Source organism: Streptomyces sp. NPDC002787 (genome assembly GCF_053592095.1).
Genome location: NZ_JBSFVC010000059.1, coordinates 1 through 26883, shown reverse-complemented (window position 1 = coordinate 26883; position 26883 = coordinate 1). Strand labels below are relative to the sequence as shown.

Genomic DNA, 26883 nt, shown 5'->3' with positions numbered 1-26883 from the left:
CAGCAGCAAATGGCGATTGCTTGCGTTGTGCGCCGAACATAGTCTCCGGCTTGTCCTGATGTCACGTGCTGGGAGCAGTGTTGAGATGACGGTAAGCCTGAGCGATGTGGAAGCCTCGGCACTGGCCGCGGTGGACGAGGCGGGCATCGCCCGGCTGCTGCTGGAACTCCTCGCTGTTCCGAGCGTGACGGGGAGCGCCGCGGAGTCCGAGGTTCAGCACGGCCTGGCCCAGCATCTGAAGCGGATGGACCTCGATGTCGACCTGTGGTCCATGAACCTGCCCGAGCTACGTGACCATCCCCGTTTTCCCGGCAGCGAGGCCCCGCGCACCGAGGCGTGGGGCCTGGTGGGCGGCACGGTGCCCCAGGGCGACGGGCCGACCCTGATCCTCCAGGGGCACGTCGACGTCGTCCCTTCCGGAGACCTGGCGCGTTGGGAGGGTGACCCCTTCCGCCCTCGGGTTACCGGGGACGTGGTGCACGCACGAGGAGCGTGCGACATGAAGGCGGGGGTGGTGGCGATACTCGCCGCCCTGGCCGCGATACGGGAGGCGGGCGCAAGGTTGCGCGGCCAGGTGTCCGCGCATTTCGTAGTCAGCGAAGAGGACGGGGGACTCGGGGCGTTCGGCACCCTCCAACGCGGCCACACCGGCGACGCCTGCATCATCACCGAACCGACCAGCGGCGCGGTCATGACTGCGAACGCCGGCGCCCTGACCTTTCGCATCCAAGTACCCGGCCAAGCCACCCACGGCAGCACCAGATACGTGGGAGTGAGTGCCATCGACGCATACCTGCCCATCCACCGCGCGCTCGCCCATCTGGAAGCCCGCCGCAACGTCGACGCCGACCCGCTCATGTCCGAATACCCCATCCCCTACCCGCTGTCCGTCGGTACCGTCCATTCCGGCGACTGGGCCAGCAGCGTGCCCGACCTGCTGGTGGCCGAGGGAAGACTGGGCGTCCGGCTGGGCGAGGATCCGGCCCAGGCACGCACCGAACTGGAGGCGTGCGTGGCCGAAGCCTGCGCGGCCGACCCCTGGCTGCGCTCCCACCCCGCCACGGTGACGTGGCCCGGCGGGCAGTTCGCCAGCGGACGGCTGCCGGCCGGGCATCCGCTCGCGGCCCAGGTCGCCGACGCGCACGCCGACGTCACCGGCGGCCCGCGACCTTCTGAGCGAGGCGCCCCCTACGGCAGCGACCTGCGACTGTACTCCGGGGCGGGCATCCCCACGCTGCAGTACGGCCCCGGCGACGTACGCCTCGCACACGGCCCGCAGGAACAGGTCCGCGTGAGCGAAATTGTCACCGTCACCCGGGCACTGGTACTCGCCACACTGCGCACGGTCGGCACCAAGTAGTAGCCCCCAGCCTCACCCCCTACCGACTGCTGTTAACCCGGTGGAAGTGACTGTTGCGGCGAGCCGGAGGCGGTCGGAGGGGTGGCCAGCAGCGGTTCCGACGGTAGGGCAGTCCTCGGCCACCGGCCCGAGAGCGATCACCGCAGTCCTCTCACCACGGCCGAACCGCTCACCTGCCTCGTACCGGATCCGCTCACGAAGCCGTCGCCTCTCGGCGGTCAGCCCGCCACCCTGCGCGTACCGCATACCCCCGGCCTACCGCAGGGATCACCACCCGTCACCACCCCCGACCACACCCCGAGGAAGTCAGTAATCAACAGGCCCGGTAGCGAGATCAAGACTCGCGGACCGATCAATCCACCTGCCCGGGCACGTCCTTCATCTCTCACATCCCCTCCAACGACTCACAACCCGCACTGCTCCGCCCTGCGGGTTCAAGGACGGGATCTGACGTCATTTCTCGTGAACATCCACGGCCCCGCCGACCGCCCATCGCCACCCGAACCGATGGACAAACGCTGCTGCTTGAAGTGAACGAAGCCAGTGAGCGTTGTCGGGGTGGCGGAGCCGCAGCTTGTTGATCACGCGTCGTGCATTGCGCGCCGTGCGTCAACGACAAGGGCAGGGCCGGCGACCGTAACCACTCCTCAACCGCCGCGCCGCCACCGCATAGACGCTTCCCGTGTCCGTGGCACACCGTCCGGTGCAGTGGTGGCACGCGCGGCGAATCCACCCACCTGAACACCTTTGCCTGCGGCAAGACGGAACTCGACCCCGCGATCCTGCGCCGAGGCACTGTCTTCGTGGAGTTCGAGCCGCAGACCCGCATCGAGGGAGAGATCCAGGCGATGCCGGCAGACTTCCCGGTGACCCAGCTGTGGAAGGTTCTGACTGGGAAGGCCGCCGGTCGGACCAACGACGACCACATCACCGTGTTCGACTCCGTGGGGTTCGCCATCGAGGACTACTCCGCGCTGCGATACCTGCGTGAGTGCGTGAACGGCACCTCGCTGTGCGAGGAGATCGACCTCGTCGCCGACCCCGACGACCCCAAAAACCTCTTCGGCTTTGCCTTGTCCCCCAGCCCGGTCGGCTGAGCCCACCGAATCGCCAGTAGTCACAACCAAGGGCCGGTTGAGTAGCCGGGAGAGCACGATGACGCTCTCGGTCCTGTCGACGGGGGCGGTGGCGCGTACCCGTTGGATGGCCAGTTCCAGATGGGTGATGTCTCTGGCAAGCATGTGGAGCACTGCGTCGGCTGCTCCGGAGACGGTGCAGGCTTCGACAACTTCGGGGACGTCTTCCAGGGCTTGGCGCAGCTGGGCGGGGGTGGGGTTGCCGGCGCAGTAGACCTCGACGAACGCCTCGGTGTGCCAGGCCAGCGCCTGGGGGTCGACGAGAGCGGTGAAACCGCGGATCGCGCCCGTGGCCACCAGGCGGTCGAGACGCCGCTACCCCCGACAACACCCCGAGGAAGTCAGTAACTGGCCGACTATGAGGATGTCGCCGAGCAGGAGCGCGCTCGTCTCGCGCAGTTCCTCTCGGTCCTCCGCGACGAGGTCCTCTCCCGACAGGGCGGGCTTGGGCCACGGCCTCGACGCAGAACTGGCGCGCGTACGCATGCAGTCCGCCCACCGCCTCCTCCGTCGCCTCGCGCGCGTACAGCAGGGCAGCCTGGACCGGGACGACTGCCTGGATTCGCGCGCTGCCCTCGACCTGGAAGTGGCCGCGGGCTAGCTCAGCGCGCTGCGCCGACAACAGTCTGACCTGCAAGGAAGGGACGATCAGCGGTACCGGCAGCCCTGGTTCCGGGCCGGCGCGGGCCGCAGAGCCGTCGCTCGCGCCGAACGTGGAGGGCTGTCTCGTGCAGGGTGTCTCGTCCAGATGTCGGTGACCGAGTGCGAGGACCGTTACCGCCGACCATCGTCGGAGCGCGCAGCTATCGCCTGGGTCTACGGCCCGAGCTCACTGGTTGGCGTCGCGAAGTGTGCGCAGGATGCGTGCGAAGTGGCAGCGGTCTTCGGCTGAGAGCACGGAGGTGACATGACTGCGCAGGTGGGAGACGTGGGCGGTCAACGCCTTGTTGAGGGCTTCGCCGCCCTGCTCGGTCAGTACGGCGAGTGCCGCCCGTCGGTCGTGGGGGTCGGGCTCTCGGCGGATCAGCCCTTCCCTCTCGATGCGGTCGGCGAGCCGGGTGAAGCCGCCCGAGCTGAAGGACACGGCATTGGCCAGGTCGGTCATGCGCATCCGGTGACCGGGTGTGCGGCCCAGTCGCAGCAGCACCTCGAACCAGGTGTCGGGAATGCCGATATCGCGGTTCACCAGTGGCTTGAGGCATGCGTAGGCCTCCACGAACAGACCGAAGAGGGTCACGTCCTCGTCATACAGCAGTTGCTCGTTCACCTCACCAGAATGCCAGAAGTTCGACGTCGGAAGGATCTGTATTTGCAGAATCTGCAGCAGCAGATATATTGTCAGCACGTGGTGTCGCCCGCCGCGTCGGCAGCGGCCGGGGGTGACGTCCGCGGACCGGGTCACCGTCCTGGACCCCGCCCACGTCATCGGCGCCCGGCATCTCTGACCGCCTGAAACCCTCTAGGCCCCCGAAGGAGTAGTTGTGAAGTCGACCCGCAGCACCTGGGCCCTCGGCGTGGCTCTATGCGTCCTGGCCGCGGGCGGTGCCACCGCCGCCGCCGTCCCCTCCTCCCACCCCGCACAGACCGGATCGAGTGAGGAGGCCCAGCTTCAGGCGCTGTACCAACAGGCCGTGACCGAGGGCGGCCGCCTCGTGGTCTACGCCGGGGGAGACAAGCCCGGCCAGGCCGACTATCTCAAGAAGGCGTTCGAGGAGAAGTTCCCCAAGATGAAGGTCGACATCGTCGTCGACTTCAGCAAGAACCACGACGCCCGCGTCGACAACCAGGTCGCCGAACGCCACGTCGTCGCCGATGTCGTCCATCTGCAGACCCTCGACGACTTCCCGCGCTGGAAGAAGGAAGGAGTGCTGCAGAAGTACAAGCCGGTCGGCTGGGACAAGGTCTACCGGCAGATCAAGGACAAGGACGGCTACTACACCGGCGTGTTCTTCTTCGGCTTCGCCAACGTCACAGCTACCACCCTCGGCTCGGACGCGCCGGTCGAAGCGAAGGACTTCCTCAAGCCCGAGTTCAAGAACAAGCTCGTCTTCACCTACCCCAACGACGACGACGCCGTCCTGTACTACTTCAAGCAGCTCACCGACAAGTACGGCTTTGACTACCTGAAGCGACTGCTTGCCCAGAACCCGAAGTTCGTGCGTGGCACCCAGGACTCCGCCGACCTGGTCGGCACCGGCGACTACGTGGCGAGCTTGGGCAGCGCCGGCAGTGCCAGTGGTCTCTCCCGGACCAGCCTGCCACGCAAGTCCCCGTGGGTGGCCTGGCCTCAGACCGGCGCCATCCTCAAGAACGCCCCGCACAAGGCCGCCGCCAAGCTGTACCTGAGCTGGCTGGTGTCCAAGGACGCCCAGGAACACGCCATCGGCACCTGGAGCGCCCGCACCGACGTCGCCCCGCCGGCCGGCCGCAAGAGCGTCTTCGGCTACGCCAACATGAACCCGCTCGGCCTCGGTGAGTTCATGAGCGACCGTGCGGCCCTGGATCGTTACAAGGCTCGCATCGGCCTCTACGTCGGCGACGTCCATGGCGTCAACCCGTCGGACCCCAAGAACCTTCTCGGTCTTTACCCCACGGACCAGAACGGCACCCAGGGCTGACGGTCCGTTCCTACCGGCACGGCGTACGAGCCGACATGTGCTCCGTGCAACCGCAGATCGATCTTGACTGCAGCTCCGACCTCACCCGTCTCTCCAGGACGCACCGCCACATGGCGGAGCGCCGGTTTCCCCCAACCAGCACCTCACATCAGGAAGCAGCCATGAGCACTCTTTCCTTCAAGGTCCTCGACCTCGACTTCCCCGCCGGCAGCAAGAACAAGACCGCCACCCTCGTCACCGGCGAGACCGAGGCCCTCCTGGTCGACGCCGCCTTCACCCGCGCCGACGGCCACCGCCTGGCCGCCGAGGTCCTCGACTCCGGAAGGAAGCTCACCACGGTGTTCGTCAGCCACGGCGACCCCGACTTCTACTTCGGCGCCGAGGTCATCGCCGACGCCTTCCCCGAGGCGCGGTTCGTCGCCACCCCGATCGTCATCGAGCACATCAAGCACTCCTACGAGGGCAAGCTCAAGGCCTGGGAGGCCCTCGGCCTCAACCTGCCCACCCGCCTGGTCGACCTGGAGCCCCTCACCGGCGACCTCACCCTCGAAGGCCACCGCTTCGAGCTCAAGGGCGGCGTCCCCGAGCTGTCCGACCGCCACTACCTGTGGCAGGCCGAGCACCGCGCCCTGCTCGGCGGCGTCCTGCTCTTCCAGAAGGAGCACGTCTGGGTCGCCGACACCGCCACCCCCGAGTCCCGCGCCGCCTGGATCAAGCTCCTCGACGAGATGGCCGCCTTGGAGCCGGAGCTGGTCGTCCCCGGCCACCGGCTGCCCGGCACCGCCGCCGACGCCTCCGCCATCACCGCCACCCGCGACTACCTGGTCGCCTTCGAGGAGGAGCTCGGCAAGGCCGCCGACGGCGCCGCCCTCACCGAGGCCCTCGTCGCCCGCTACCCCGACAACGGCATGCTGATCGCCGCCCAGATCGGCGCGAAGGTCGCCAAGGGCGAGATGAAGTGGGGCTGACCATGACCGAGTTCGCCACCTCCACCGCGCCCGCCGACGTCGTCCGCCGCCAGTACCTGGCCTCCGCCGCCGGTGACCTGGACGCCCTGCGCGCCACCCTCGCCCCCGACGTGGAGTGGACGGAGATGGCCGGTTTCCCGCTCGCCGGCACCTACCGCACGCCCGAAGGCGTCACGTCCAACGTGATGGAGAAGCTCGGCCAGGACTGGACGGGCTGGATCGCCCACGACGACACCTACGTCGTCGACGGCGAGAACGTCGTCGTCCTCGCCCGCTACACCGCCGTCAACAAGGCCACCGGCAAGCCGATCGACGTGCGCGTCGCCCATCACTTCGTCGTCCGCGGCGGACTCATCGTCCGCTTCGAACAGTTCGTCGACACCGCGCTCGTCCGCGACGCGATGAACGACTGACCATCGCAACGCCGGCCGTTCGCCGCGGCTCCCCGTCGCGGCACATGGCCTTCCGCACGTGAGGAGGACACTTATGAAACCGACCGTCGTGCTGGTGCACGGAGCGATGCACACCCCGTGGGTCTTCGGTCCCCTGAGCGAGCGCCTTACCGCCCGGGGGGTCGACTCCCGGGCTGTGCAGCTACCCAGCAGCCACCCCGACAGCGCTCTCACCCAAGGCCTCACGGAGGACGTGGCGGTGATTCGTAACTGTTGACTCCCTCCAGGGGCCTGTGGTGCTGGCCGCGCATTCCTACGGCGGTGTTCCCGCCACCTGGGCGGCGGCCGAGACGGGCCAGGTCGCAGAGCTGGTCTACATGGCCGCGTTCGCGCTGGAACCGGGCAGCTCGATGATGGAATGGATGGGCGGCGATTTCCCGCCCAACTGGATCCACTCGTCCGACGGACTCGCCGTCAAGGCAGGTGACGTCGAGCAGGCCATCTTCAGCGGTGTCGACCCCGACCTGACCGCCCAGGCCGTCGAACGGCTCAACTGGCAAGGAATGCGCGCCTTCACCGAAACGCTCGGCGCCGCCCCCGCCCACACACCACTCACCTACATCGTGGCAACACAGGACCCCTCCCTGCCGCCGGCCGTGCAGGAACAGTGGGCCGCCCGCGCCGCACACAGCGTGCGGGTGCCCTCGGGGCATTCCCCGCACCTGTCCCACCCCGACGATGTCGCGGCGATGCTCGCCGAGGCGGTCGCACGGGCCGCGGAACGCGCCTGAACCGAGATCACCCTGCCCCCACACAGAAAGCGAAATCCCGTGACCAACTTGCCCAGCCGACGACGACTTCTCGCCACCGGAGCGGGGGCTGCGCTCAGCCTCGGCACACTCGGCACCACCGCATCCCCCGCCTCGGCCGCCTCCGCCTCCGCCGGTTCCGCCAAGTCCGCGACCGGCAGCGGTTCCGAGGAGACCAGGACCCTCGACGAGCTGTACCAGGACGCCCTCGCCGAGGGCGGCAAACTCGTGGTCTACGCGGGCGGCGACCTCGCCAACTCGGGCAGCGGTGCGGGCGCGCGCAACGCCTTCCGCGCACGGTTCCCGGAGATAGACCTCCAGCTGATCGTGGACTACAGCAAGTACCACGATGTCCGGATCGACAACCAGTTCGCGACCGACACCCTCGTCCCCGACGTTGTCCAGCTGCAGACGCTGCAGGACTTCACCCGCTGGAAGCGCGAGGGCCGACTGCTGCACTACAAGCCCGCCGGCTTCAGCAAGCTCCACAAGAAGTTCCGGGACTCCGACGGCGCCTGGATCTCTGCGGCGGTCATCGCCTTCAGCTACGTCTACGACATCGCGGCGGCCGGCGCGAACGCGCCCCGGTCTCCGCTGGACCTGATCGATCCGCGCTGGAAGGGCAAGGTCGCCTCCTCCTACCCGCACGACGACGATGCGGTCCTCTACCTCTACGCTCTCTACGCGGAGAAGTACGGCTGGGACTGGATGGCGGCCCTCGCCGCCCAGCAGCCGCAGTTCGCTCGTGGTTCGTTCTCGCCCAGCACCGCGATCAACAACAAGACGGCGGTCGTCGGTCTCGGTACCGGAGCCAGTGCGACGGCCACCACCGGGATCCGTATGGGCATGCCCGACGGGCACCCCTTCATGGCCTGGGGCCAACGACTCGCGATCTTCAAGCAGGCCGCCAACCCGACCGCGGCCAAGCTCTTCCTGAACTGGCAGATCTCCACCGAGCGCCAGACTTCCAACAGCTGGTCGGTGCGTACGGACATCGCCGCACCCACCGGCCTCCGGCCCGTCTGGGAGTACCCCAACGCCAACGTGGACGGCTTCCCCCGCTTCATGGAAGACCGCGCCAAGGTCGAGCGGCTCAAGCAGACCTTCGCCCTGTACTTCGGCGAGGTCAAGGGTGACCCGACACCCGGTTGGCCCGGTCTGCACCCGGGGGCCTGACCTGCCAGGCCAGGCCTTGTGCCGCACCCGAAGGCTCAGCAGTCTCAGGGTGCGGCATCTCCTTCACCGCCGCGGTGACGACAGTCGAGGGCGACCGGGATTTGCCATGAAACCCCGTCAACCCGCCCTGAGTAGCTGATCAGCACCTCCCGCACACCGGGGAACCTCAAACCCGCGCTGACCTACGAGGAGGCGGAGGCCACTCCAGACGGTCCAGCACACCCTGCGGGCGTTCTGTTCAAACGATCGGTGATCAGCCCTTGCGGGTGTTGATCTCCTCGGTGAGCTGCGGGACGACGTCGCAGAGGTCGCCGAACTCGTCACCTCCGGCGGGCTCAACCCGGTCGACGTCGGCGCCCTCAAGCACGCACGCCAACTGGAGGGCTTCCAGATGCTGCACATGGCGCTGCAGATCGCGTAGGCGGCCACGGCTGGGCCAGCACGATCAAGATCGTCACCCCTTGAGCCGGCCCGCACCTCCCTCAAGCACCACTGCCGGTCCGCCTCTCCCCCACGGGCCGGCAGTGGCCCTGACACACACCAGGAGAACCACCTAACGCACGTCCGCACCACCGTCACCACGCTCGCCACGGCAGCGGCCCTCCTGACCTCCGCGGCCACCGCCACAGCGGCCACCGAGCCCCTCTCCAAGCCCCGCATCGCAGCCCACTTCAGCCTGGCGGTCTCGCAGCAGCCCGAGAACATCACCGTCGACCGCACCGGAGCGGCGTATCTGACCTTCTCCTTCGCCCGCCAGATCGTCCGCATCACCCCGGGCGGACACGCCCATGTGCTGGCCACGCTCCCCGCCCCCGCGAAGGCGAGCACCCCCAACCTGGGCAAGGCGTTCGTCGGCGGCATCGCCCGCGCCGACGACGGCACCCTCTACGTCACCTACGCCACCGGTACCGCCGACCTCACCGGCGTCTGGGCGGTCCGCCCCGGCGGCCGCCCGCACCGCATCGCCGCCCTGCCCGCCGACGGACTGCCCAACGGCCTCGCCCTCGACCAGCGCACCAAGAAGCTCTACGTCACGGACTCCGTCCACGGCGTCATCTACCGCCTGCCCGCATGCGGCGGAAAGGCCACGGTCTGGGCCAAGGGCAAGCATCTGGAGCCCACCGCCTTCGCGGGCGCCAACGGCCTCAAGCTGCACAACGGAGCCGTCTGGGCCACCAACCTCAACAAGGGCACCGTCCTGCGCATCCCGGTCACCGCCCACGGCACCGCGGGCAGAATCCAGGTCCGCGCCACCGGCATGCCCTCCATCGACGACTTCGCCTTCACCGGCCACGGCGACACCCTCCTCGCCGCCCGCGACGACAACCAGGTCGACCTCGTCCGCCCGAACGGCACCCACACCGCCGTCCTCACGGCCGCCGACGGCCTCCAGACGCCCACCTCGATCGCGGTCCACGGCAGCACGGTGTACGTCCCCAGCGCCGCGTACCTCACGAACGAGGACCCCAACCTCCTCGTCGCCCATCTCGACCGTTGACGGTCGTACGGGCAAACCCATCAGCGGCGGCCGCGAGCGGCAGGAAAACCTGACCGCTCGCGCCGCCGGCCGACGACGTCCTGGAACAGAGATGGCCGCAACTCCTCAGACCGACGCCCCCCGCTAAAGCCACGCAACGACCCTCGGTGCAGGGCCCGCCGCCTCCGCCACCTCCCCCTCGTCCTGGTCCTGGGCTCCCTGACCGCGCTCGGTCCCCTCACCATCGACCTCTACCTGCCGGCCCTCCCCCAGGTCAGCACCGACCTGCACGTCTCACAGGCCGTCACCCAGCTGACCTGACCGCCTTCATGGCCGGGATCGCCCTGGGCCAGCTCGTCATCGGCCCACTCAGCGATACCCTCGGCCGGCGTCGACCACTGTTCACCGGTCTGTCGGTGTATGTCGTGGCGGGCGCCCTGTGCGCCCTCGCCCCGCATCCGGCGGCGCTCATCGGCATGCGGCTATTCCATCGGTCCCGCGTTCCCCGTCGACGCCGTCGCGAAGACGCGCACCGTCACGCTCGGCCATGAGGTCGCCGGCGTCATCCACGCCGTGGGACCGGAGGTGGCCGGGGGATGGAAGCCCGGTACTCGGGGGGTGCTGCGGGCCGGGCAGGCGTGCGGCGGGTGTGGCGCCTGTCTGCGTGGCGCCTCGTGTCGGCAGCTGCTGACGCGCGGTGTGGACTATGACGGCGGCTGGGCAGAGTGCGCCGTGGCTCGCGAGGACACCCTGATCGCCCTGCCGGACGACCTCCCCTTCGACCAGGCCGCCATCATCCCCGACGCCGTCTCCACCCCGTACGCCGCCATCGTGGACACGGGTGCGGTACGCCCGGCATAGGCGGTCGGGATCTGAGGTGCGGGCGGCCTCGGTGCCCACGGCATCCGGCTCGCCCGTATGGTCGGCGCAGCCCCACTCATCGCGGTCGGTCCCCTGCCCACGGCTCGCGAGCGGGCCCTCGCCTTCGGTGCCGATCTCGCGCTCGACCCGACGGCGGACGGCTTTGCCGAGGCTTCCTTTCTTTGGGTCTCTTGAAGGTGGTTCGAAGGAATTTCCCACCAAGCTCCGCAGGATCCGGGGCGGCCTCCACCCCGGTTTCTCCGCGGCGCCGTATGTAGATCCGGCTGCGAGCCGGGTGACGGCCCGCCCAGTCGACGGAGTACCGGCAGAGTCCCGGAGCCGAACACCCCGGCCGGGCCGGAGGGCACCCGGAGGGGAATCCGGCCTGTGCGGCGAGTTGCAAAGGAGTGCCCGGCGGCGGCACATGACCTCACCAGGCCACCGCCGGGCTCCTATGCCGCGCCGGTCCCGCCCCAACGGTCCCGGCGCGGTCCGGGGCCACGAGCCGCTCAGCCGCGGCCCCGGGGCAACAGGGGCTGAGACGCGCGCCGAATCCGGACCTTGAGGAGGTGTCGGCGCGCGGCTTGGTCCGCCATCGCCGACCCGCCTGACACCATCCGGGCACTCGGTGGGGAGGGAACGGGCAGGCTCATTCCTCTCCTGCGGCCCATCCGTGTAGCCATCGGACGGCGGTGAGCACTGGGTACGTGGAGCTCTGGGCACCACCGACCCTGTGCTCCGATCGTCCGGGCCCCCGCTCAGCACGTAGGACAGACGCTCAAGGGATGAGCACGAACCGGATCGGGTCGCCGATCTTCTTCTCCAGCCGGCTGACGGCGTCGGCGGCTTCGGCCAGCGGGATGTGGGCGGTGATGGAGGGGGCCAGGTCGAGCCGGCCGGTGGAAGCCAGGCCGATGAGCTGGGTCACGTGTTCAGGTCCGGAGCCGTAGTGGCCACGGATCTGGTTGCCGCGGAAGCAGAACTCTGTGCTGTCGGTGACGGTGAGGGGCTTGGGGGTGAGTCCAGCCAGTACCAGCACCCCGCCGGGGCCCAGGACGGCCGCGGCCTGCTCCCGAACCACGGGGACGCCGGCGAAGTCGAAAGCGGCGTCCAGGCCACGGCCACCAGTGGCGTGGTCCACAGCAGCGGCGAAGTCCGCCGCGGCAGGGTCGAGCGCGAAGTCGGCGCCGAAGGCGAGGGCGCGCTCGCGGGCCTTCGGCAGCGGGTCGATGGCGATGACGGGGGCCGCCCCGGCCAGGCGGGCGAGCCGGATGCCGTGCGCGCCCAGGCCGCCCGCACCCCAGATGCCGACGGCCTGCGCCGGGCGGACAGCACCCGTCTCGACAATGGCGGCGTAGGGGGTGGAGACCGCGTCGGGGATGATCGCGGCCTGGTCGAACGGCAAGTGGTCGGGGATCGGGGCGAGCGTGTCCTCGCGGGCGATCGCGTACTCGGCCCAGCCGCCGTCGTAGTCGACTCCACGGGTCAGCGGCATCCGACACGATGAGCGCCGCATGCAGTCGTCGCACTGGCCGCACGCCTGCCCAGCCTGCAGAGCGACACGCATGCCGGGGGCCCAATCCCCCATCAGGTCCGGGCCGAGGGTGTGGACAACGCCCGCGACCTCGTGCCCGAGGGTGACCGCACGCGAGCGGACCACCTCGTCAACAGGGAAGGACGAGCTGAGGCTGCCGTCGATCAAGTGGACGTCGGACAAGCAGACTCCGGCGGCCCTGACTTCGACCAGCACCTCTCCAGGGCCGGGAACGGGGATGGCCACCTCCTCCACTGCAAACGTCCGAGTGTCCAGGTGGAGGCGTCCGGCGAGCATGGTGGGCATGGTGTGACCTCGATTTCTTGGATGTCTATGGGCAGGGCCGCGAGGTCGCCATGACCCCGGTAACGCACGAGGGAAGGCAGGCCTTGGTGATCACGGGTCTGCCTCTGTGTCCGCAGCGACGCGGCGGCATGAAGCCAACATACAGCCGACATTGTCATTCGACAATGTCCTTTGATTGAGTTGGTCGACTCGATTGTGTGCACGCATCCCCTTCCAGGCAAGCCGGAGCATCGCCGGCGAGCCGCCGGACGCTGGCATCCAGCGAGGCGACCACCTGCGTCCGCGCCTCCCAGATACCGGGGAGGCCGATCGGCTCTCGCGCCGACGGCCCTGTCAGCGCACGCCTGCCCTCAGGCGCGATAGAGCCCCGTACCGTCCCAGGGAGTTGGCCGGCTGTCCTGCCTCACCGCCTCACCGCCTGGCCCACCACATCTACCGGCATCGAAAGTTGGCACCAGCCACCTGACTCGTGCTGCTTGCTGCCGGCATCACCGGCAGAGCCGATATGTCCCGGACACCGGCGGGCCAGGCTCCGGCGGCGGGGACACCAGCACCACATACTCGGTGCCCGTCGAACTGGTCGTGGTCTGCAGGCGGCCGTTCAGTGGCATGACCCATCGCGATCGTCAGTACGGGTTCAGGGCGAGTGGGACCGCACGACATTTCCGACCTTGATGTGGACTTTCACCCCCCGATCCGCCGCGCCGCCGCTCCGGCGATCTCCTCCGGGTCGTACGTGCGCAGCAGTTCGTTCAGTGAGCGCTCCAACTGGGTTCGGCGCGTGGATGTCGGCTGGGACGTGGGCACGCACTTCCAGCGCGGCTTGGTGGGCTGTGCTGGTCGGTACGCCGACGAGGTGGCGGAGCAGCGTGGAGACGGCTTCCCGGCCGGTGCCGCGACCAGCTGGGCAGCGGACTGCTCGGCGATGTCGGGTCGGCTCGGCGGACTGGTCGAGTCGCAGTTCAACCGCGGCAAGTCGTCCCTACTTTGATTGGGCGCGCCGGCATCTGGAGGCAAACGCGGGCACGGTCGTGCTGGACGTCAGGAACTGGCCGCCACCCAGTTCTTTGGCATGATCGCCAACTACGTGTTTTGGCCCCGGATGTTCCTGCCGCGCTGGACCCTGGACCGCGGCCATCGAGCATGTCGTCGACGAGGCCGTGGCCGTGATGGAGGCCCGGTACGCGCCAGCCCGCGGCTGACACCGGCTGGTCAGCTTCTCGGGCCGACTCCGCCCATCGTCACGGGCCAGGGACGCAGCTCCCGCCGTCCCGTCCGGGAGGAGGAAGCGGAGGCGGGAGCGGGCCGGGTTCAGCGGTCGGCCAGGGACCGGATCTCGTCGGCGATCAGTTTGGGGTCCTCTACGGTCATGAAGTGGCCGCAGGGGACTGTGCGGTGACGAAGGTCGCCGGCCTAGGCGCTCCACAGGCCTTGGGCGTGGTAGCCGAGCGCGGCGCCCCAGTCTTGCTGGAAGACGGTGACCGGCATGGCCAGCCGGTTACCCGCCTCCCGGTCGGCGGTGTCGTGGTCCACGTCCACACCGGTCGAGGCGCGGTAGTCGGCGACGATGGAGGGCACGGCCCGCCGCGGACGCGGCGAGGTAGTGGTAGCGGACGTCGGCGGGGATCGCGTCCGGCGCCCAGGTCCAGGCATCGAGGAAGTGCACGAAGAAGGCGCGGCGGACGCCTGGATCATCTGCTCCGGCAGGCCCGGGAGGCTGGGCCATGAAGGAGAGGTGGAAGCCGACTGCGCCGGAGACACCGTGCAGGGCCGTCCCACATGCCAAGGGTCGGAAGGACGTCGAGGGACAGGGCGCGGGGCACTGCCTCCGGGTTGTCCAGCGCGGCACGGAAGGCTACGAGGGCGCCGCGGTCGTGACCGGCCAGGGTGAAACGGCCGTGTCCCAGTTCGCCGGCGAGGCGCACGACGTCCCCGGTCATGGTCCGCTTGGAGTAGGTTTCCGGGTCGCTTTCGGCGGGCTTGGCGCTGGCGCCGTAGCCGCGCAGGCCGGGACAGATGACGGTGTGGTCGGCGGCCTCGTGTCGCCGCATCAGGTGCGTCTGCGGAAAACCGTGGAGCAGCACAACCGGGCTGCCGGAGCCGCCCACGGCGGCGTTCAGCCTGCGACCGCCGCGCCCCACCCACTTCGCCGGCGTGCCGGCCGCTCGCTCAGGCGGCTGCCGCGCTGGGGGCCGGCGGAATCCTGGTTCTTGCAGGGCTCACTCCGGAGTCGACCGTCGTCCATGACAGCACCGGGTTCAGTTTCCGGGGCAACCAGATCTGCGGCCACTACGGCTCCGGGTTCGAGCACGTGGAACGGCTCATCGGCCTGGCCTCCGCCGGACGGATCGATCTGGCTCCGCCCGTCGCTGCGCACATCCCGCTGGCCGAGGCCGCCGACGCCGCCACCCGGCTGGAAAAGAGGATCGGCGACCCGATCCGGTTTGTTCTCACCCCCTGAAGCCTGCTGACCCCGGCCCAGGGCCACGGCCTGATCGAACGGGTCTGGAAACCGACGTGGTCTGACAAAGGTTTGAGAAGCCCCTCCGGCGACGGTGAGTCGCGGAAGGGGCTTCGTGCCTTGTGGCGGGCCGGGGGGTGGAGAGGTGTTTCCCCCGGCCTTGGTCCGGCCTGACGTTTCAAGGCCTCCGAACGTTCCCTCAGTCGACCGTGTCGGGTGCCACAATCGATTGACATTGTCGAGTGACAATGTCATCTGTATGGTTCTGACCAGCGACAGCCTGCGCCGGAACGAAAGGCAAGTTCATGACTCACGAGGCCCTCCGTGGAACCGAACCGATTCCTCAGCGTCCCGCCCTGCCCCTGGTCGGCCACGCGCTCGACATACCCTCCGGGTTCGACGGCCTCCTGTACCTGATGAAGGAGGCGAAGGACTTCGGGCCGTTGTTCAAGCTCAAGGCCTTCGGGAACGAGATCATCATGGCCCACGGCCTGGACCTGGTCACCGAACTGGCCGACGAGACCCGGTTCCAGAAAGCCGTCCATCAGGAGCTGGAGACGGCTCGGGTGATCGGCCGCGACGGTCTGATCACGGCGTACACCCAGGAACCGAACTGGCGCAAGGCCCATGACATCCTGATGCCGGCGTTCTCGCTCGGCGCGATGCGTGACTACCACGGCACGATGCTCAAGGTCGCCCGCCATCTGATCGACAAGTGGGACCGAGCGGCAGGCGAAACCGCCGTCGACGTCTCCGACGACACGACACGGATGACGTTCGACACGATCGGGCTCTGCGGGTTCGGCTACGACTTCGAGTCGTTCCGCAGTGACGAACTGCACCCCTTCGTCGAGGCGATGACACGATCGCTGAAGTACATCCAGGTCAAGGGCGAGTCGATTCCGGGCACCGAGATCTTCCGCTGGAAGCAGACGGAGCAACTCGACAAGGACGTCGACCTGATGAACAGCCTGGTCGACGAAGTGATCGCCCAACGCAAGGCGTCGGGTGACACGTCCACGAACGATCTGCTCGGGCGGATGCTGCACACCCCTGACCCGAAGACGGGCGAGCCTCTCGACGACACCAATATCCGCTACCAGGCGATCACCTTCCTGATCGCGGGGCACGAGACGACGAGCGGACTGCTGTCCTTCGCCCTGTACTACCTGACGAAGCACCCGGAGGTGCTGGCGCGGGCCCAGGCCGAGGTGGACGCCCTGTGGGGGGACACCGACGAAATCCACCCCGAGTACGCCGACATCGGCAAGTTCGCCTACATCCGCCAGATCCTCAACGAGACGCTGCGGCTGTGGCCGACCGCTCCCGCGTACGCGGTGGAGCCGCTCGAGGACACGGTCATCGGCGGCAAGTACGCCGTCCGCAAGGGCGACATGGTGATGGTCACCACCCCCGCCCTGCACCGGGACCCCGCATGGGGTGACAACGTCGAGCTGTTCGACCCCGAGCGCTTCGCCCCCGAGCGGGAGGCCGCGCGACCCGTTCACCTGTACAAGCCGTTCGGCAACGGTGAACGGGCTTGTATCGGACGCCAGTTCGCGCTGCACGAGGCGACTCTGGTCCTGGCCATGCTGGTGCACCGCTACCGCCTCATCGACCACGCCGACTACGAGCTGAAGGTCAACCAGGGACTGACGATCAAGCCGACGGACTTCGCCCTCCGGCTCGTGCGGCGCGGCACCGGCGACCGTCGCATGCCGGCGACCGTGGCCGGGCCCGTCGAGCAGAGCGGGCCTCGGGCCGACGCGGCGAGGGTGCCAGGCACCGGACTGCGGGTGCTGCACGGTTCGAACTTGGGCACGTGCGTGGGAATTGCGCGGGATATCGCCGGTGAGGCAGAGGAGTACGGCTTCGCCCCCTCCGCCGCCCCGCTGAACGATGCCGTGGGCCGACTGGCCGACCAGGAAGGCCCGGTGGTGATCGTGGCCGCTTCCTACAACGGTCGGCCCACCGACGACGCGGACCGGTTCGTCTCCTGGCTGGAGGAGCTTGAGCCGGGGGCCCTGGAAGGTCTGTCCTACACGGTGCTCGGTGTGGGTGACCGCAACTGGGCGGCCACCTACCAGCGCGTCCCCACCCTGATCGACGAGCGCCTGGCCGCGGCCGGCGCCACCCGCCTGATGGAGCGGGCCGCCGCGGACGCCGCCGGGGACTTCGGCGGCGCCGTCGACCGCTTCACCGGCGAGCTGTGGACGACACTGCTCGCCGAGTACGGCACCTCGGGCGGCTCCGACACGACACAGCGGCCGGCGACCGAGGGGAACGACAGCGACCAGGGGCTGTACGAGCTCCAGGAGACGACCGACTCCGTCACCGGGGAGCTGGCCGCCCGCCACGGCGTACAGCCCATGGAGGTGCTCGACGCGTACGAACTCGTCGACATGGACAACCCTCTGGGCCGCTCCAAGCGCTTCCTGAAGCTCCGTCTTCCCGACGGGGTCACGTACCGCACCGGCGATCACCTCGCCGTTCTGCCCCGCAACCCCGTCTCCCTCGTCCAACGCGTCGCCGACCGCTTCGCGCTCGACCTCGACCGCACCGTCAGCCTCCGGGCCCGTCGGCGCAGCCGCAACGCCCTTCCTGTCGACCGCCCCCTGACCCTGCGCCGCCTGCTCACCGACTTCGTCGAGCTCCAGGACCCCGCCACCCAGGAGCAGGTCACCGTCCTGGCCGAACACACCGCATGTCCGCCCGAGAAGCGGCCCCTGACCGAACTCGCCGGCGCCGACCCGGAGACCTTCCAGGAGCAGCTCACCGGTCGTAGCGTCCTGGACCTCGTCGAGCGGTACGCGGCGTGTGAACTGCCTTTCGAGCGCTTTCTCGAACTCCTCCCGGTCCAGCGCCCCCGCCACTACTCGATCTCCTCCTCCGCCGAGGCGACCCCGGGCGAGGTCGACCTCATGGTCTCCCTGCTCGCCCAGCCCCACCGCGGCGGCGGCGAGGGTACCTTCCGCGGCATCGCATCCCACTACTTGCAGACGGTCAACGCCGGTGACGTCGTCCAGGCCCGCGTCCTGCCCTGCAACGACACCTTCCGGCTTCCCCAGGACTCCGCCGACCCGGTCATCCTGATCAGCGCCGGAACCGGGCTCGCGCCCTTCCGTGGTGCCGTCCTCGACCGGGTCCACCGCCAGATCAGCACCGGCACCGCCCTGTGCTACTTCGGCTGCGACCACCCCGACGTCGACTACCTGCACCGCGAGGAGTTCGAGGCGGCCGAGGCCGCCGGAGCCGTGAGCATGCGGCCCGTCTTCTCCTGCGCCCCCGAGGACGGTGCCCGCTTCGTCCAGGACCGCATCGCCAAGGAGAGCGACGAGGTCTGGGCGGTACTGGAGGCCGGCGGACGTGTCTACATCTGCGGCGACGGCCGCCGCATGGCCCCCGCCGTGCGGGAGGCGTTCATGGCGATCTACCGCAAGAACACCGGCGCCGGTGACGACGAGGCGAACGCCTGGCTCAACGCCCTGATCGAGTCCGGCACCTACGTCGAGGACGTCTGGGCCGGCTGACCGCCCACGGTGCGGTGGCCGACGCCCACCGCACACCACGCCGACCCCACAGGCCGACCCCACGGGCCGACAGGGCCACGGACACCCCCCACATCCGTGGCCCTGTCTCCTTCGGAACGTGTCCCCCCTCCTGAACTCGTGAGGCTCTCATGCTCGTCGCACGCTCGGCGCCCCGCCGCGGGCCGTTGACCGTCCCCAACTCCCCGCAGAGGAGCGGTCGGTGAACGCGCGCACCGGCTCCGCCCTGGCCTTCGGCGTGGCGGTCGCGCTCATCGCCGGAGTGACCCTGGGCAACGGCGGAGCGAACGTGATGCCCGTCTTCGTCGACGACTTCGCCTCACGCTTTGCGATGTCGGACTCCGGCGCCGGACTCGTCGCCGCGACCCAGCTGATGGCGACCGCGGTCGTCACCCTGCTGCTGGCCAAGCGGGCCGCGCGGCCGGGACGGGTGCGGATGACCCGCGTGGGCCTGGCTGTCTCGGGAGCCGGCTTCCTGGGCGCGGCGGCGGCCACCACCCCGGTGACCCTGATCCTGGCCAACCTGGTCCTCGGCGCGGGGCTCGGCGCGGTCTACGCGGCGGCCACGGCCGCGCTCGCCGCCACCGACGACGCCGACAAGGCCTCCACGGTCACCATCTGCGGTGTGGTCGGCGTGACAGCGCTGCTGATCATGGGCGTCCCCACAGCCAACCACGACCTCGGGGAGGGCACCGGCTTCCTGCTCATGGCGCTGTGCTGTCTCGCCGCCTGGCCACTGCTACGCCGGCTTCCCGACGGCCCCGCCGGTCCCGCGGCACCGGGCATCGAGGCCGCCGGCACGGGAGGGGCGGCCTCGGCGAAACCGTCGGTCGTGCTGCTCGTCGGCACCGGTCTCCTGTGGGCCGTCACCCAGGGCGCGTGGTCGTACGCCTCGGTCCTCGGTCGTCAGCACACCGGCATGTCGCACTCAGCCGTGTCAGCTGTTCTCGCGATCTCCAGCGTCGTGGCACTCGTCGGCGCCGTGGTGGGACCCATTGCCGCGCGGCACTTCGGGCGTATGCGGTCGATGGCTGTCTTCGTCGCGGCGCAGGCCCTTGCGATGGCGGCCCTGGTCCTCACTCACAACCCCGTGATCTTCACCGTCGCGGCCGTCCTGTGGCAGGCCTGCCAACTGGCCGTCCTGGTGCAGATGATCGCCGCCGCGGCGCTCATCGACCCGACCGGACGCCTGGTCGCCTCCCTCAGCGGCGCGGGCGCGCTGGGCACCGGCATCGGCCCCTTGGCCGTCGGAGCCGTCCTCGACGCCGCCGGGGCCGGCGTGCTCGGTCTCGTCCTGGCGATCGGCACCTTCATCGCCTCGCTGCCCCTGCTCCGGATGACGGTGGCCAGTGGGGAGGCCACCAAGGAACCGCAGCCCGGGCGCGTGCCGACGGTCTGAAGACGTCGTCCCGACCTCGCGGAACGGCCGCTGCCCCTGTCCGATGTCAGGGGCAGCGGCTGCCTGGGCGTTGAGGGCCGGTTGCCTTGGCAACGGGGCGCAGACGCTGCTCCGGCGAAGAGACGACACCGCCGGAACCCGGAGGTCTACGACCGGCCCTTCACCGCGGATCGGGCACCTTCCGGCCGGCCGACGTCCGCAGCTCATCGCCGGGTAACGGCGACGAGGGCGAGGCCGGCCTGTTCCGCCCCTGCTGTCAGCTCGTCGGCAGGGTCACGAGCTCCATCCGGCCTCCGGCGAGAGCGACGACAGCGGAGACCAGTGCCTGCAGACCGGTCAACTCGGCCTCCTCGTCGGGCAGCGAGAGATGCTGCACCGAGAGGCCGTCGAAGCCGGCCAGGAAGAACCGGGCGAGGGTCTCGGCCGGCTGGGCGAGCTGATGACCGGTGCGCTCGGCCGCCTCGGTCACCAGCTTCGTCGTCACGGCCGTCACCTCGCGGTAGTGGCTCTCGAGGGCCTCCTGCAGCCGTGGTGTCCGGAGCGCGAACATGGACAGTTCGGTGAGGAGTTGGTGGGTGGTCGGCTGCTCGCGCAGGGTCTGCCACAGGGCGGCGGCGAGTGCCGCGACCGTCTCCTCGAAGCCGGCGTCCGCGGGCGCCGCCCGTTCGACCTGTGCGATCAGGTCGTGGGTGAGCTGTTCCATGACGGCCCGGTACAGGTCTTCCTTGGTGCCGAAGGTGTAGTGCACCGTTGCCTGGGCCACGCCCAGCTCGGCCGCGATGGCACGGGTGCTTCCGGCAGCCACACCCTCCCTCGTCATGAGGTCGATGGCGGCCTTGATCAGCTGAGGACGGCGCTCTGCCGCAGAAACATGAGCCATGAAGACATCATAGCGACTTAGTCCAGTGAATGAATCGTGCGATCAGGTCACGATTTCCGGCACTCCGTGCGGCTGAGGTCGCGGTGGTCGGTCTCTGCCGTGCTCGCGCTAACGAGGTGGCCGGCCTCGGCCGCGATCTTGTGCAGCCAGCTGTGGGCGGGGTCGCGTTCGTGCAGGGGGTGCCACAACAGTGATTCCACCAGCGGTCCCATCCCGAAAGGCAGGTCGACGACGGTCGTGCCGCTGCCGGAAGGAGCCAGACGGGCGGCCCGCTCAGGGAGCACACCCACCCGGTCGGTGCCCGCGATGAGGTGGGGCAGGGAGGGGAGGTTCTCGGTGCAACAACATCGCCGAGACCCTGCTGCGGATGACCGCGCTGCGCGCCGGGCAGCCCGCCACGTTCGAGGGCGGCGTAGCGGTCGTACGCGAGGTGCTGAGCCGGCGGTACGGAGTGTCGCTGGAGAACTTCGACATGTACGACGGGAGCGGCCTCTCCCGTGCCAACCGCATCCCGGCCCGGACCCTGGCGGAGATATCCTCGACCTGCTGACGGAGAAGCGCTACGAGTACCGGCTGAGCTTGATCCGTGACGGCCTCCCGGTCGCGGGCGAGGCCGGCAGCACGCTTGGCCCGGAGTGGGGCTGCTTCGACGGCGCGCACTCGAAGTGTGCCGTCGGCAAGGTGCACGCGAAGACCGGCACCCTGACCGGCGCCATCGCACTGAACGGCCTGAGGCAGGGCAAGGACGGCCGGTGGAAGGTCTTCTCCTTCCTAGAGAACGGCTCCACGGCCAAAAACAGCGCCATCAGGGACGCGATGGACGGCCTCGACGCGACCGTGAACGGCTGCTGGGCATAACGCCCACGTGCGCCATGGGTGCGGATGCCCCGGGGCACACGTTCTGTTTGAGTGCCTCTCCTGGAGGACCCTCGACACCGCGGTCTGCGGCGCGAGGACGCGATGGCAGGCCGGTACGGCACCGTGAGGCTGCGTCGGCTCGCCGGTCCGCAGACCGACCGGGGGACGGCTACTTCCGCGCGGCCGAGGAGCGGCTCCGCCATGCGTCCCCTCGCCTGGACGCTTGGCATCCCGCCAGGCCGGCGCCGCCACATGAGCCAAGCCGGCTTCGTGTAGCGCGAGGTCCCAGTCGTCGCTGACTCGAACCGGTGCCTCTCCCAGTTGGTCACGAGTCTTGGCATAAGGTGCGGTCGAGTTGATGTACGGATCGTTCATCCATAGTGAGCAAAGGGCCGGTCAGTCATGCCGTTCACGGTGCCGCAGGCGGTGATACGCCGAACCGAAGGTTGGCTTGTCCGGCGAGGTGCACCCACGATGATCGAGGGGTACGGCTTCGTCGCTCACGTGCTCCCCCGAATGCTGCCGTCGCTGGCCTTCGTGGCGCTGGCCAGCCTGGCCTGGCTCGTCCCGCTCAGATCCGCGGGCTCGCACGGGTGGATCCTCCTCGGTGGCGTCGCCGTGATGACGCTGGCCGCGTGGGGCACAAGTACCGTTCTCGTCCGGCGGCTTCCCCGTTTCTCGCGCAGGGCCGCCATCGCGTTCCTCGCCGCGTACGCCACGATGCCCGTCGCAGTACCTCTGTTGCAGCTCGCCGTCGACGGAGCCGTCACTCCGCCGGGCGGCAGCGCGGTCGGGCTGCTGGGTTTCGTGATCTTCTTCGCCGCCGTCTTCGTCGCCACACTTCTGGCCACCACCTACGGTCTCGGCACGCTGCTGCGTCGGGCGGTCCGCCACTCGGTCTTCGACCTGCGCAACAGCGTGCACCTGCTGGGCCGGGCGCTGCCCGCGTTGCTCTTCGTCACGCTGTTCCTGTTCTTCACCGGCGAGTTGTGGCAGGCCATGAACCGGCTGGCGTGGTGGCGGGTCGTACTCGTCGTCGTGCTGTTCGCCGCGATCACCGTGCTTGCCGCCGCTGCCCGCCTGCGTGACGAGATCGGTCGGGTCGAGCAGGATCTCAGCCGGCCCACGCTCGCGGCGGCGTGCCGGGGCACTCCCTTGGCGGGTGTGCGGGTCGAGCAGCTGGCGCCCGAGGGTCAACTGCCTGCGATGCCGCTGACCCCACGGCAGGAACGCAACCTGCTGCTGATGCTGGCCAGCCGCCAGCTCGTGCAGGCAGCGGTGGTCGGCCTGACGCTGTTCACCTTCTTCCTCGCCCTGGGCGTGCTGGTGGTCACGCCCGAGACAGCGGAACAGTGGATCGGCGAAAAACCAGAGATGTCTGCCTTTTCCCCCGTGATCCCCGTCGCGATGTTGCGGAACGCCACACTCCTCGCCGCGTTCGGCAGCATGTACTTCGCGGTCACTTCGATGACGGACGCGGACCATCGGCAGCAGTTCTTCGCTCCGATCATCGACGAGATCGAGCGCGTGCTCGCGGTGCACGCGGTGTACCTGGCCGTGCGCGAACCGGCCCCGGCCGCGCCCCAGGGCCTGAGCACTGGATGACCTCCGGGCCGGCCAGGGGCATCGCTCAGCGCCGCAACAGCGGTTCCGGCTGTCCAACCTGTCTGCCGAGCACGGTGCATCCGATCAGGGTGTAGCCGGCGGCGGCGACGTGTTCCTCGGCGCCGCGGATCTTGGCGGAGCGGCGGGCGTCGGTCTGGATCTGGATGCCGCGCGTGTTCTCGCACAGGATGCACGCGCTCTTGTGCCGGGTGGCGGTGTCGGCGGTCATCGGCCCCGTCTCCTCCTGTGGTGGGCGGCGGACGCATCTCGTGCCCCGGGGGTCAGCCCGAGGCGCGGGGTGTGCGACCGGTGAGGTGCTGGTCGGCCGAGCGGGGTTGGTGGTGTCGCGCAGGGTGGCCAGGGCCGGGCCCGGAGGTCAGCGGCCCTCTTGCGGGGACGCGAAGAACATGACGGGGATCACGAACTCGTACGTGCGAACTCGGGCTCCTTCTCCGGGGCTACCGAGGTCTTGATCCCCTCTCCGGCCTTGGTCGTATCCTCCGCCCCCACTTTCGCACCACGGCCCTTGCCGGGGAGCAAGAAGGCCACGGACACCGCCCCCACCCCCAGGATCGCAGCGCCCACCAGGCTGGTGTGAGCCACCGCGTCCGCGAACGAAGAGCCGACCGCGTCCGCCATCTGGTGGGCGCCGTTGGCGAGTTGGCTCGCCTGCTCCCGGAGCTGTGCGGCCTGCTGCGGGTCGGTCGCCTGCGCCGCCTGTTCGGCGAGCCTGCGTGCCTGGTCGCCGATCTCCTGGGCGACTCCGTACCCGGCGGCCACCGAGTCCTGCGCATGGTTCAGCGCGTCGGCCGGGAGTTTGCTGCCCGCGGTCGCGTCCGACAGGCTCGACGAGTACGACGTCGACAGCAGCGAACCGAGGATGGCGATGCCGATCGCCCCGCCCAGCTCCGTGGAGGTGTCGTTGACCGCGCTGCCCACGCCCAGCTCCTCCTCCGGGAACGTGCCCATGATCTCGTCCGTGCAGGGCGCGAGCGCCAGGCCCATCGCGAGCCCGAGCGTGATGAGGGGTGCCACGAAATCGCCGTACGACGACGACTTGTCGATCTGGGTGAGCAGCGCGAGTGCCGCCGTGCCGCCGACCATGCCCGCGACGATGGTCGCCCTCCTGCCGACGCGCGGGGTGAGGTAGCCGGTCAGCGCGGAGCCGGCGAAGACCGCGCCGGCGAGCGGCAGCATGCGCAGGCCGGTCTCCAACGCGTCGTAGGCCAGCACGAACTGGAGGTGTTGGGTGACGTAGTAGAAGGCGCCGAAGACCGCGAGGAAGAACAGTACGACGGCGATGTTGGCGCCGGTGAACGCGCGGTTCGCGAAGTGGCGCAGGTCGAGCAGGGGGTGCGGGTGGTGCAGCTCCCAGAGGACGAACGCCACGAGCCCCAAGACCGCGACGACCGTGCCGGTGACCGCCTTGGCGTCCCAGCCGTGCGGGGCCTCGATGAGCGTGAAGACCAGCGCGGCGATCCACACCACCGACAGCAGTCCGCCGGCGTAGTCGATCCGCGGCGCATTCGTGGCCTTGGAGGGCGGTACCAGGACGAAGGCGCCGACGAGGGCGAGGGCGATCACGGGAACGTTGATCAGGAAGGTGGACTGCCAGCTGAAGCTCTCCAGCAGCATGCCCGCGAACAGCGGTCCGGCGGCGATGGCGATACCGGCGGTGCCCGTCCACAAGGTGATCGCCTTGGTCCGCTCGGCGCGCGGGAAGGTCGCGGCGAGGAGGGAGAGCGTGGCGGGCATGATGAGCGCCGCGCCGACGCCCATGACGGCACGGGCCGCGATGACTCCGGCCGCGCTGTCGACGAGTGAACCCCCTATGGCTCCGCCGCCGAACAGGACGAGCCCGAGAACGAGCGCGCCGCGTCGGCTGTACTTGTCGCCGATCGCGGCGAACAGCAGCATCAGGGCGGCGTAAGGGATGGTGTAGCCGTCGATGACCCACTGCAGGTCCGTGCTGGACAGGCCGAGGTCCTGGGTCATGGAGGGAGCCGCGACCGTAAGGGCGGTGTTGGCCATCACGATCATCAGCAGGCTCAGGCAGAGCACGAGGAGAGCCCACCAGCGCCGGGCGTAAGGCCGGTCCATCCTCTCGACCGGTTCGTTTGTGAACACACGCATGGGACGGTCCTTTCGTATGAGGGGCCGCGCGAATCCCCTGCGGGCAGGGGCGGGTGCGCGGGACGACAGAGGATGCAGGGAGCTTGCCGTTCGACAGACTTTATCAGACGACAAAGTCGAAAGAACGAGTCTGGTTCCGAGGGGTGACACGCGAGACGCTGCTTGCCGCGCGCTCGTGATGGGGCGTGTGGACGGGACCGGCGAACCCAGGTCCGATCAACACCGGACGAGACCGGACTCAGTGCAGTCCGCACCGAAGGGCTTGGGTTGCCTTACCGGTTGGGGAGCGGCCGTCTGCCCGCGCGAGATGACGCTGCAGGCATCGCAGATCGTGCCGGGCCTTCCCGGCGAATGGCTGCGGGGCCCGTCGAACGCACCGGTGCGGCCTGCGCCTGCCCCGTGACTGATGTGTTGGGCCCTGGCGGGCGTGTGCGTAACGGGCCGATGAGGCCACTCGGGCGTGGAGGTGAAACCCATCTGCCTGCCCTGCAGCCGCCGCTGAGTCGAACAGGCCGTTCCCGGCTGCGCACGCCGAACGCCGGCGCCCCCATGAGATCGGCGAACCCCTCGACTGCGACACGGTAGTTGAAGGCCACAGCGGCCAACCCGCCCTCACAGACCGACTCTCCGTTGCCCAAGGGCTCGCTCTACGGCTCTCGTCTCTTGGGTGGCGGGCGATGCTGGATCGGCGACTTCACGCGGCCCTCGTCACCAGGAGGGCATCAGCCTCGTCGATTCGGCGGGAAATGGAAACTGTGAGGCGGCTCGAGAAGGCGGCGACCGAGAGAACCGAGCCGAACCACACCGTGTTGACAGTCGGGACCATCATTTGGCGAGGCGGGCGCCTCGCCGCCTCAGGACTGACCGGAGGGGGCCGACGTCAGAATCACCGGGGTGCGTCTCCTTGCGAGTCGGTCCCGCCGACGTGCACCTCAGTACGGGATTGATCGGCGTCCCCTGCTGTGGCGGCGCTGCCGTCAGAACTCCCTGCAGCCGGTCAGGAATTGAGGTGCCGGCCGAGGACATTGACCAGCGTGGTTCGGCAGCGCGTCGGGGTCCGGCAGGTTGTACGGTGTCACGCGGACGTATCGCCACAGGCGGTGGAGCAGGCGGAGCGCCGGTAGAAGCGGGGAGGGCGCCGCGGCGTAGTACGGGGGACGCAGTGGCAAGCGCGTGGCGATGGCCACGGTGCGCAGGGAGTCCGGGGCGCGGATCGGTTCGGTGCTTGTCAACGGGGTTCTGTGCCAGCCACGGCAGCTGGTGTCGTCTAGCTTGATCTTTAACGTCCGGTGTCGAATGGTGTGCCGAACTTGATCACCTGGTCCGGTAACCGCCGTACACGGAAGCGGCCTTCGGCTGAAC

The 26883-nt window shown here is 69.3% G+C and carries 22 protein-coding genes and 5 pseudogenes; 17 read left to right on the top strand and 10 right to left on the bottom strand.

Annotation, left to right across the window (positions count from 1 at the left end):
• Positions 1-85: 85 nt before the first annotated feature.
• Positions 86-1360 carry an ArgE/DapE family deacylase gene (locus ACWD26_RS42260; RefSeq protein ID WP_451278788.1) on the top strand — a complete coding sequence of 425 codons (1275 nt, stop codon included), beginning with the start codon at positions 86-88 and terminating at the stop codon, positions 1358-1360.
• Positions 1361-1492: 132 nt separating this feature from the next.
• Here ACWD26_RS42260 and ACWD26_RS42255 read toward each other — a convergent pair.
• Positions 1493-1606 (bottom strand): annotated as a pseudogene (locus tag ACWD26_RS42255) (IS630 family transposase); the annotation flags it as partial.
• Positions 1607-1950: 344 nt separating this feature from the next.
• On the opposite strand from ACWD26_RS42255, the gene ACWD26_RS42250 reads away from it, so the two are divergent.
• Positions 1951-2457, top strand: coding sequence for a hypothetical protein (locus ACWD26_RS42250; protein ID WP_451278786.1), 507 nt, complete (start codon positions 1951-1953; stop codon positions 2455-2457).
• Positions 2458-2517: 60 nt separating this feature from the next.
• On the opposite strand, the pseudogene ACWD26_RS42245 reads toward ACWD26_RS42250, so the two are convergent.
• Together ACWD26_RS42245 and ACWD26_RS42240 are read right to left on the bottom strand one after the other, a co-directional pair.
• Positions 2518-2793: pseudogene (locus tag ACWD26_RS42245) on the bottom strand (Lrp/AsnC family transcriptional regulator); the annotation flags it as partial.
• Positions 2794-3325: 532 nt separating this feature from the next.
• On the bottom strand, positions 3326-3898 hold the full coding sequence (locus tag ACWD26_RS42240) for a MarR family winged helix-turn-helix transcriptional regulator (protein ID WP_451278785.1): 573 nt from the start codon (positions 3896-3898) through the stop codon (positions 3326-3328).
• 79 nt (positions 3899-3977) lie between these two features.
• Here ACWD26_RS42240 and ACWD26_RS42235 point away from each other — a divergent pair, with 79 nt between their 5' ends.
• The 5 genes from ACWD26_RS42235 to ACWD26_RS42215 all read left to right on the top strand — a co-directional run bounded on the left by ACWD26_RS42235 (position 3978) and on the right by ACWD26_RS42215 (position 8459).
• Positions 3978-5114: an ABC transporter substrate-binding protein gene (locus ACWD26_RS42235; RefSeq protein WP_451278783.1), complete on the top strand. Its 1137-nt coding sequence runs from the start codon at positions 3978-3980 to the stop codon at positions 5112-5114.
• Positions 5115-5275: 161 nt separating this feature from the next.
• Entirely contained in the window at positions 5276-6082 is an 807-nt protein-coding gene (locus ACWD26_RS42230) for an MBL fold metallo-hydrolase (protein WP_451278781.1), read from the top strand.
• A 2-nt stretch (positions 6083-6084) separates the two neighbouring features.
• Entirely contained in the window at positions 6085-6495 is a 411-nt protein-coding gene (locus ACWD26_RS42225) for a nuclear transport factor 2 family protein (RefSeq protein WP_451278779.1), read from the top strand.
• 275 nt (positions 6496-6770) lie between these two features.
• Entirely contained in the window at positions 6771-7265 is a 495-nt protein-coding gene (locus ACWD26_RS42220) for an alpha/beta fold hydrolase (protein ID WP_451278777.1), read from the top strand.
• 39 nt (positions 7266-7304) lie between these two features.
• The gene (locus ACWD26_RS42215) at positions 7305-8459 is read left to right on the top strand and encodes an ABC transporter substrate-binding protein (protein WP_451278775.1); all 1155 of its coding nucleotides are present in this window, start codon (positions 7305-7307) and stop codon (positions 8457-8459) included.
• Between the two features lie 253 nt (positions 8460-8712).
• Here ACWD26_RS42215 and ACWD26_RS42210 read toward each other — a convergent pair whose 3' ends face one another.
• Positions 8713-8859: a hypothetical protein gene (locus tag ACWD26_RS42210; RefSeq protein ID WP_451278773.1), complete on the bottom strand. Its 147-nt coding sequence runs from the start codon at positions 8857-8859 to the stop codon at positions 8713-8715.
• Between the two features lie 390 nt (positions 8860-9249).
• On the opposite strand from ACWD26_RS42210, the gene ACWD26_RS42205 reads away from it, so the two are divergent.
• The 3 genes and pseudogenes from ACWD26_RS42205 to ACWD26_RS42195 all read left to right on the top strand — a co-directional run.
• Positions 9250-9957 carry a hypothetical protein gene (locus tag ACWD26_RS42205; protein ID WP_451278771.1) on the top strand — a complete coding sequence of 236 codons (708 nt, stop codon included), beginning with the start codon at positions 9250-9252 and terminating at the stop codon, positions 9955-9957.
• A gap of 308 nt (positions 9958-10265) precedes the next feature.
• Positions 10266-10487: an MFS transporter gene (locus ACWD26_RS42200; RefSeq protein WP_451278769.1), complete on the top strand. Its 222-nt coding sequence runs from the start codon at positions 10266-10268 to the stop codon at positions 10485-10487.
• Positions 10468-10968, top strand: a pseudogene (locus ACWD26_RS42195) (alcohol dehydrogenase catalytic domain-containing protein); the annotation flags it as partial. The gene ACWD26_RS42200 and the pseudogene ACWD26_RS42195, both read left to right, overlap by 20 nt.
• 607 nt (positions 10969-11575) lie before the next feature.
• On the opposite strand, the gene ACWD26_RS42190 reads toward ACWD26_RS42195, so the two are convergent.
• Complete coding sequence (locus ACWD26_RS42190) at positions 11576-12637, bottom strand: zinc-binding dehydrogenase (protein WP_451278767.1); 1062 nt, start codon at positions 12635-12637, stop codon at positions 11576-11578.
• Positions 12638-13313: 676 nt separating this feature from the next.
• Between ACWD26_RS42190 and ACWD26_RS42185 the strand changes: the two genes are divergently transcribed.
• Both ACWD26_RS42185 and ACWD26_RS42180 read left to right on the top strand, forming a co-directional pair.
• Complete coding sequence (locus ACWD26_RS42185; RefSeq protein WP_451278765.1) at positions 13314-13628, top strand: hypothetical protein; 315 nt, start codon at positions 13314-13316, stop codon at positions 13626-13628.
• 81 nt (positions 13629-13709) lie between these two features.
• The gene (locus tag ACWD26_RS42180; RefSeq protein WP_451278763.1) at positions 13710-14036 is read left to right on the top strand and encodes a hypothetical protein; all 327 of its coding nucleotides are present in this window, start codon (positions 13710-13712) and stop codon (positions 14034-14036) included.
• Here the strand turns inward: ACWD26_RS42180 and ACWD26_RS42175 are convergent.
• Positions 13949-14778: pseudogene (locus ACWD26_RS42175) on the bottom strand (alpha/beta fold hydrolase). The gene ACWD26_RS42180 and the pseudogene ACWD26_RS42175 overlap by 88 nt on opposite strands.
• 170 nt (positions 14779-14948) lie before the next feature.
• On the opposite strand from ACWD26_RS42175, the gene ACWD26_RS42170 reads away from it, so the two are divergent.
• The 3 genes from ACWD26_RS42170 to ACWD26_RS42160 all read left to right on the top strand — a co-directional run bounded on the left by ACWD26_RS42170 (position 14949) and on the right by ACWD26_RS42160 (position 20045).
• The gene (locus ACWD26_RS42170; protein ID WP_451278761.1) at positions 14949-15098 is read left to right on the top strand and encodes a hypothetical protein; all 150 of its coding nucleotides are present in this window, start codon (positions 14949-14951) and stop codon (positions 15096-15098) included.
• 305 nt (positions 15099-15403) lie between these two features.
• Positions 15404-18628, top strand: a complete 3225-nt coding sequence (locus tag ACWD26_RS42165) for a bifunctional cytochrome P450/NADPH--P450 reductase (RefSeq protein WP_451278759.1) — start codon at positions 15404-15406, stop codon at positions 18626-18628.
• Between the two features lie 220 nt (positions 18629-18848).
• Entirely contained in the window at positions 18849-20045 is a 1197-nt protein-coding gene (locus ACWD26_RS42160; protein ID WP_451278757.1) for an MFS transporter, read from the top strand.
• A 256-nt stretch (positions 20046-20301) separates the two neighbouring features.
• On the opposite strand, the gene ACWD26_RS42155 is transcribed toward ACWD26_RS42160, so the two are convergent.
• Both ACWD26_RS42155 and ACWD26_RS42150 read right to left on the bottom strand, forming a co-directional pair.
• Positions 20302-20925: a TetR/AcrR family transcriptional regulator gene (locus tag ACWD26_RS42155; RefSeq protein WP_451278752.1), complete on the bottom strand. Its 624-nt coding sequence runs from the start codon at positions 20923-20925 to the stop codon at positions 20302-20304.
• A 47-nt stretch (positions 20926-20972) separates the two neighbouring features.
• The gene (locus ACWD26_RS42150) at positions 20973-21209 is read right to left on the bottom strand and encodes a hypothetical protein (RefSeq protein WP_451278750.1); all 237 of its coding nucleotides are present in this window, start codon (positions 21207-21209) and stop codon (positions 20973-20975) included.
• Between the two features lie 56 nt (positions 21210-21265).
• Here ACWD26_RS42150 and ACWD26_RS42145 point away from each other — a divergent pair.
• Positions 21266-21783: pseudogene (locus tag ACWD26_RS42145) on the top strand (D-alanyl-D-alanine carboxypeptidase); the annotation flags it as partial.
• A gap of 402 nt (positions 21784-22185) precedes the next feature.
• On the top strand, positions 22186-23388 hold the full coding sequence (locus tag ACWD26_RS42140; RefSeq protein WP_451278748.1) for a hypothetical protein: 1203 nt from the start codon (positions 22186-22188) through the stop codon (positions 23386-23388).
• Between the two features lie 25 nt (positions 23389-23413).
• Here the strand turns inward: ACWD26_RS42140 and ACWD26_RS42135 are convergent, their stop codons facing one another.
• Positions 23414-23617, bottom strand: coding sequence for a hypothetical protein (locus ACWD26_RS42135; RefSeq protein WP_451278746.1), 204 nt, complete (start codon positions 23615-23617; stop codon positions 23414-23416).
• Between the two features lie 188 nt (positions 23618-23805).
• The gene (locus tag ACWD26_RS42130; protein ID WP_451278744.1) at positions 23806-25521 is read right to left on the bottom strand and encodes a DHA2 family efflux MFS transporter permease subunit; all 1716 of its coding nucleotides are present in this window, start codon (positions 25519-25521) and stop codon (positions 23806-23808) included.
• Positions 25522-26883 lie beyond the last annotated feature (1362 nt).

What these genes read in the sequence shown, in the direction of transcription:
- ACWD26_RS42260 (WP_451278788.1), top strand. Translation starts at nt 86, where the DNA reads ATGACGGTAAGCCTGAGCGATGTGGAAGCCTCGGCACTGGCCGCGGTG.
- ACWD26_RS42230 (WP_451278781.1), top strand. Translation starts at nt 5,276, where the DNA reads ATGAGCACTCTTTCCTTCAAGGTCCTCGACCTCGACTTCCCCGCCGGC.
- ACWD26_RS42225 (WP_451278779.1), top strand. Translation starts at nt 6,085, where the DNA reads ATGACCGAGTTCGCCACCTCCACCGCGCCCGCCGACGTCGTCCGCCGC.
- ACWD26_RS42200 (WP_451278769.1), top strand. Translation starts at nt 10,266, where the DNA reads ATGGCCGGGATCGCCCTGGGCCAGCTCGTCATCGGCCCACTCAGCGAT.
- ACWD26_RS42190 (WP_451278767.1), bottom strand. Translation starts at nt 12,637, where the DNA reads ATGCCCACCATGCTCGCCGGACGCCTCCACCTGGACACTCGGACGTTT.
- ACWD26_RS42180 (WP_451278763.1), top strand. Translation starts at nt 13,710, where the DNA reads ATGATCGCCAACTACGTGTTTTGGCCCCGGATGTTCCTGCCGCGCTGG.
- ACWD26_RS42165 (WP_451278759.1), top strand. Translation starts at nt 15,404, where the DNA reads ATGACTCACGAGGCCCTCCGTGGAACCGAACCGATTCCTCAGCGTCCC.
- ACWD26_RS42155 (WP_451278752.1), bottom strand. Translation starts at nt 20,925, where the DNA reads ATGGCTCATGTTTCTGCGGCAGAGCGCCGTCCTCAGCTGATCAAGGCC.
- ACWD26_RS42140 (WP_451278748.1), top strand. Translation starts at nt 22,186, where the DNA reads ATGCCGTTCACGGTGCCGCAGGCGGTGATACGCCGAACCGAAGGTTGG.
- ACWD26_RS42135 (WP_451278746.1), bottom strand. Translation starts at nt 23,617, where the DNA reads ATGACCGCCGACACCGCCACCCGGCACAAGAGCGCGTGCATCCTGTGC.
- ACWD26_RS42130 (WP_451278744.1), bottom strand. Translation starts at nt 25,521, where the DNA reads ATGCGTGTGTTCACAAACGAACCGGTCGAGAGGATGGACCGGCCTTAC.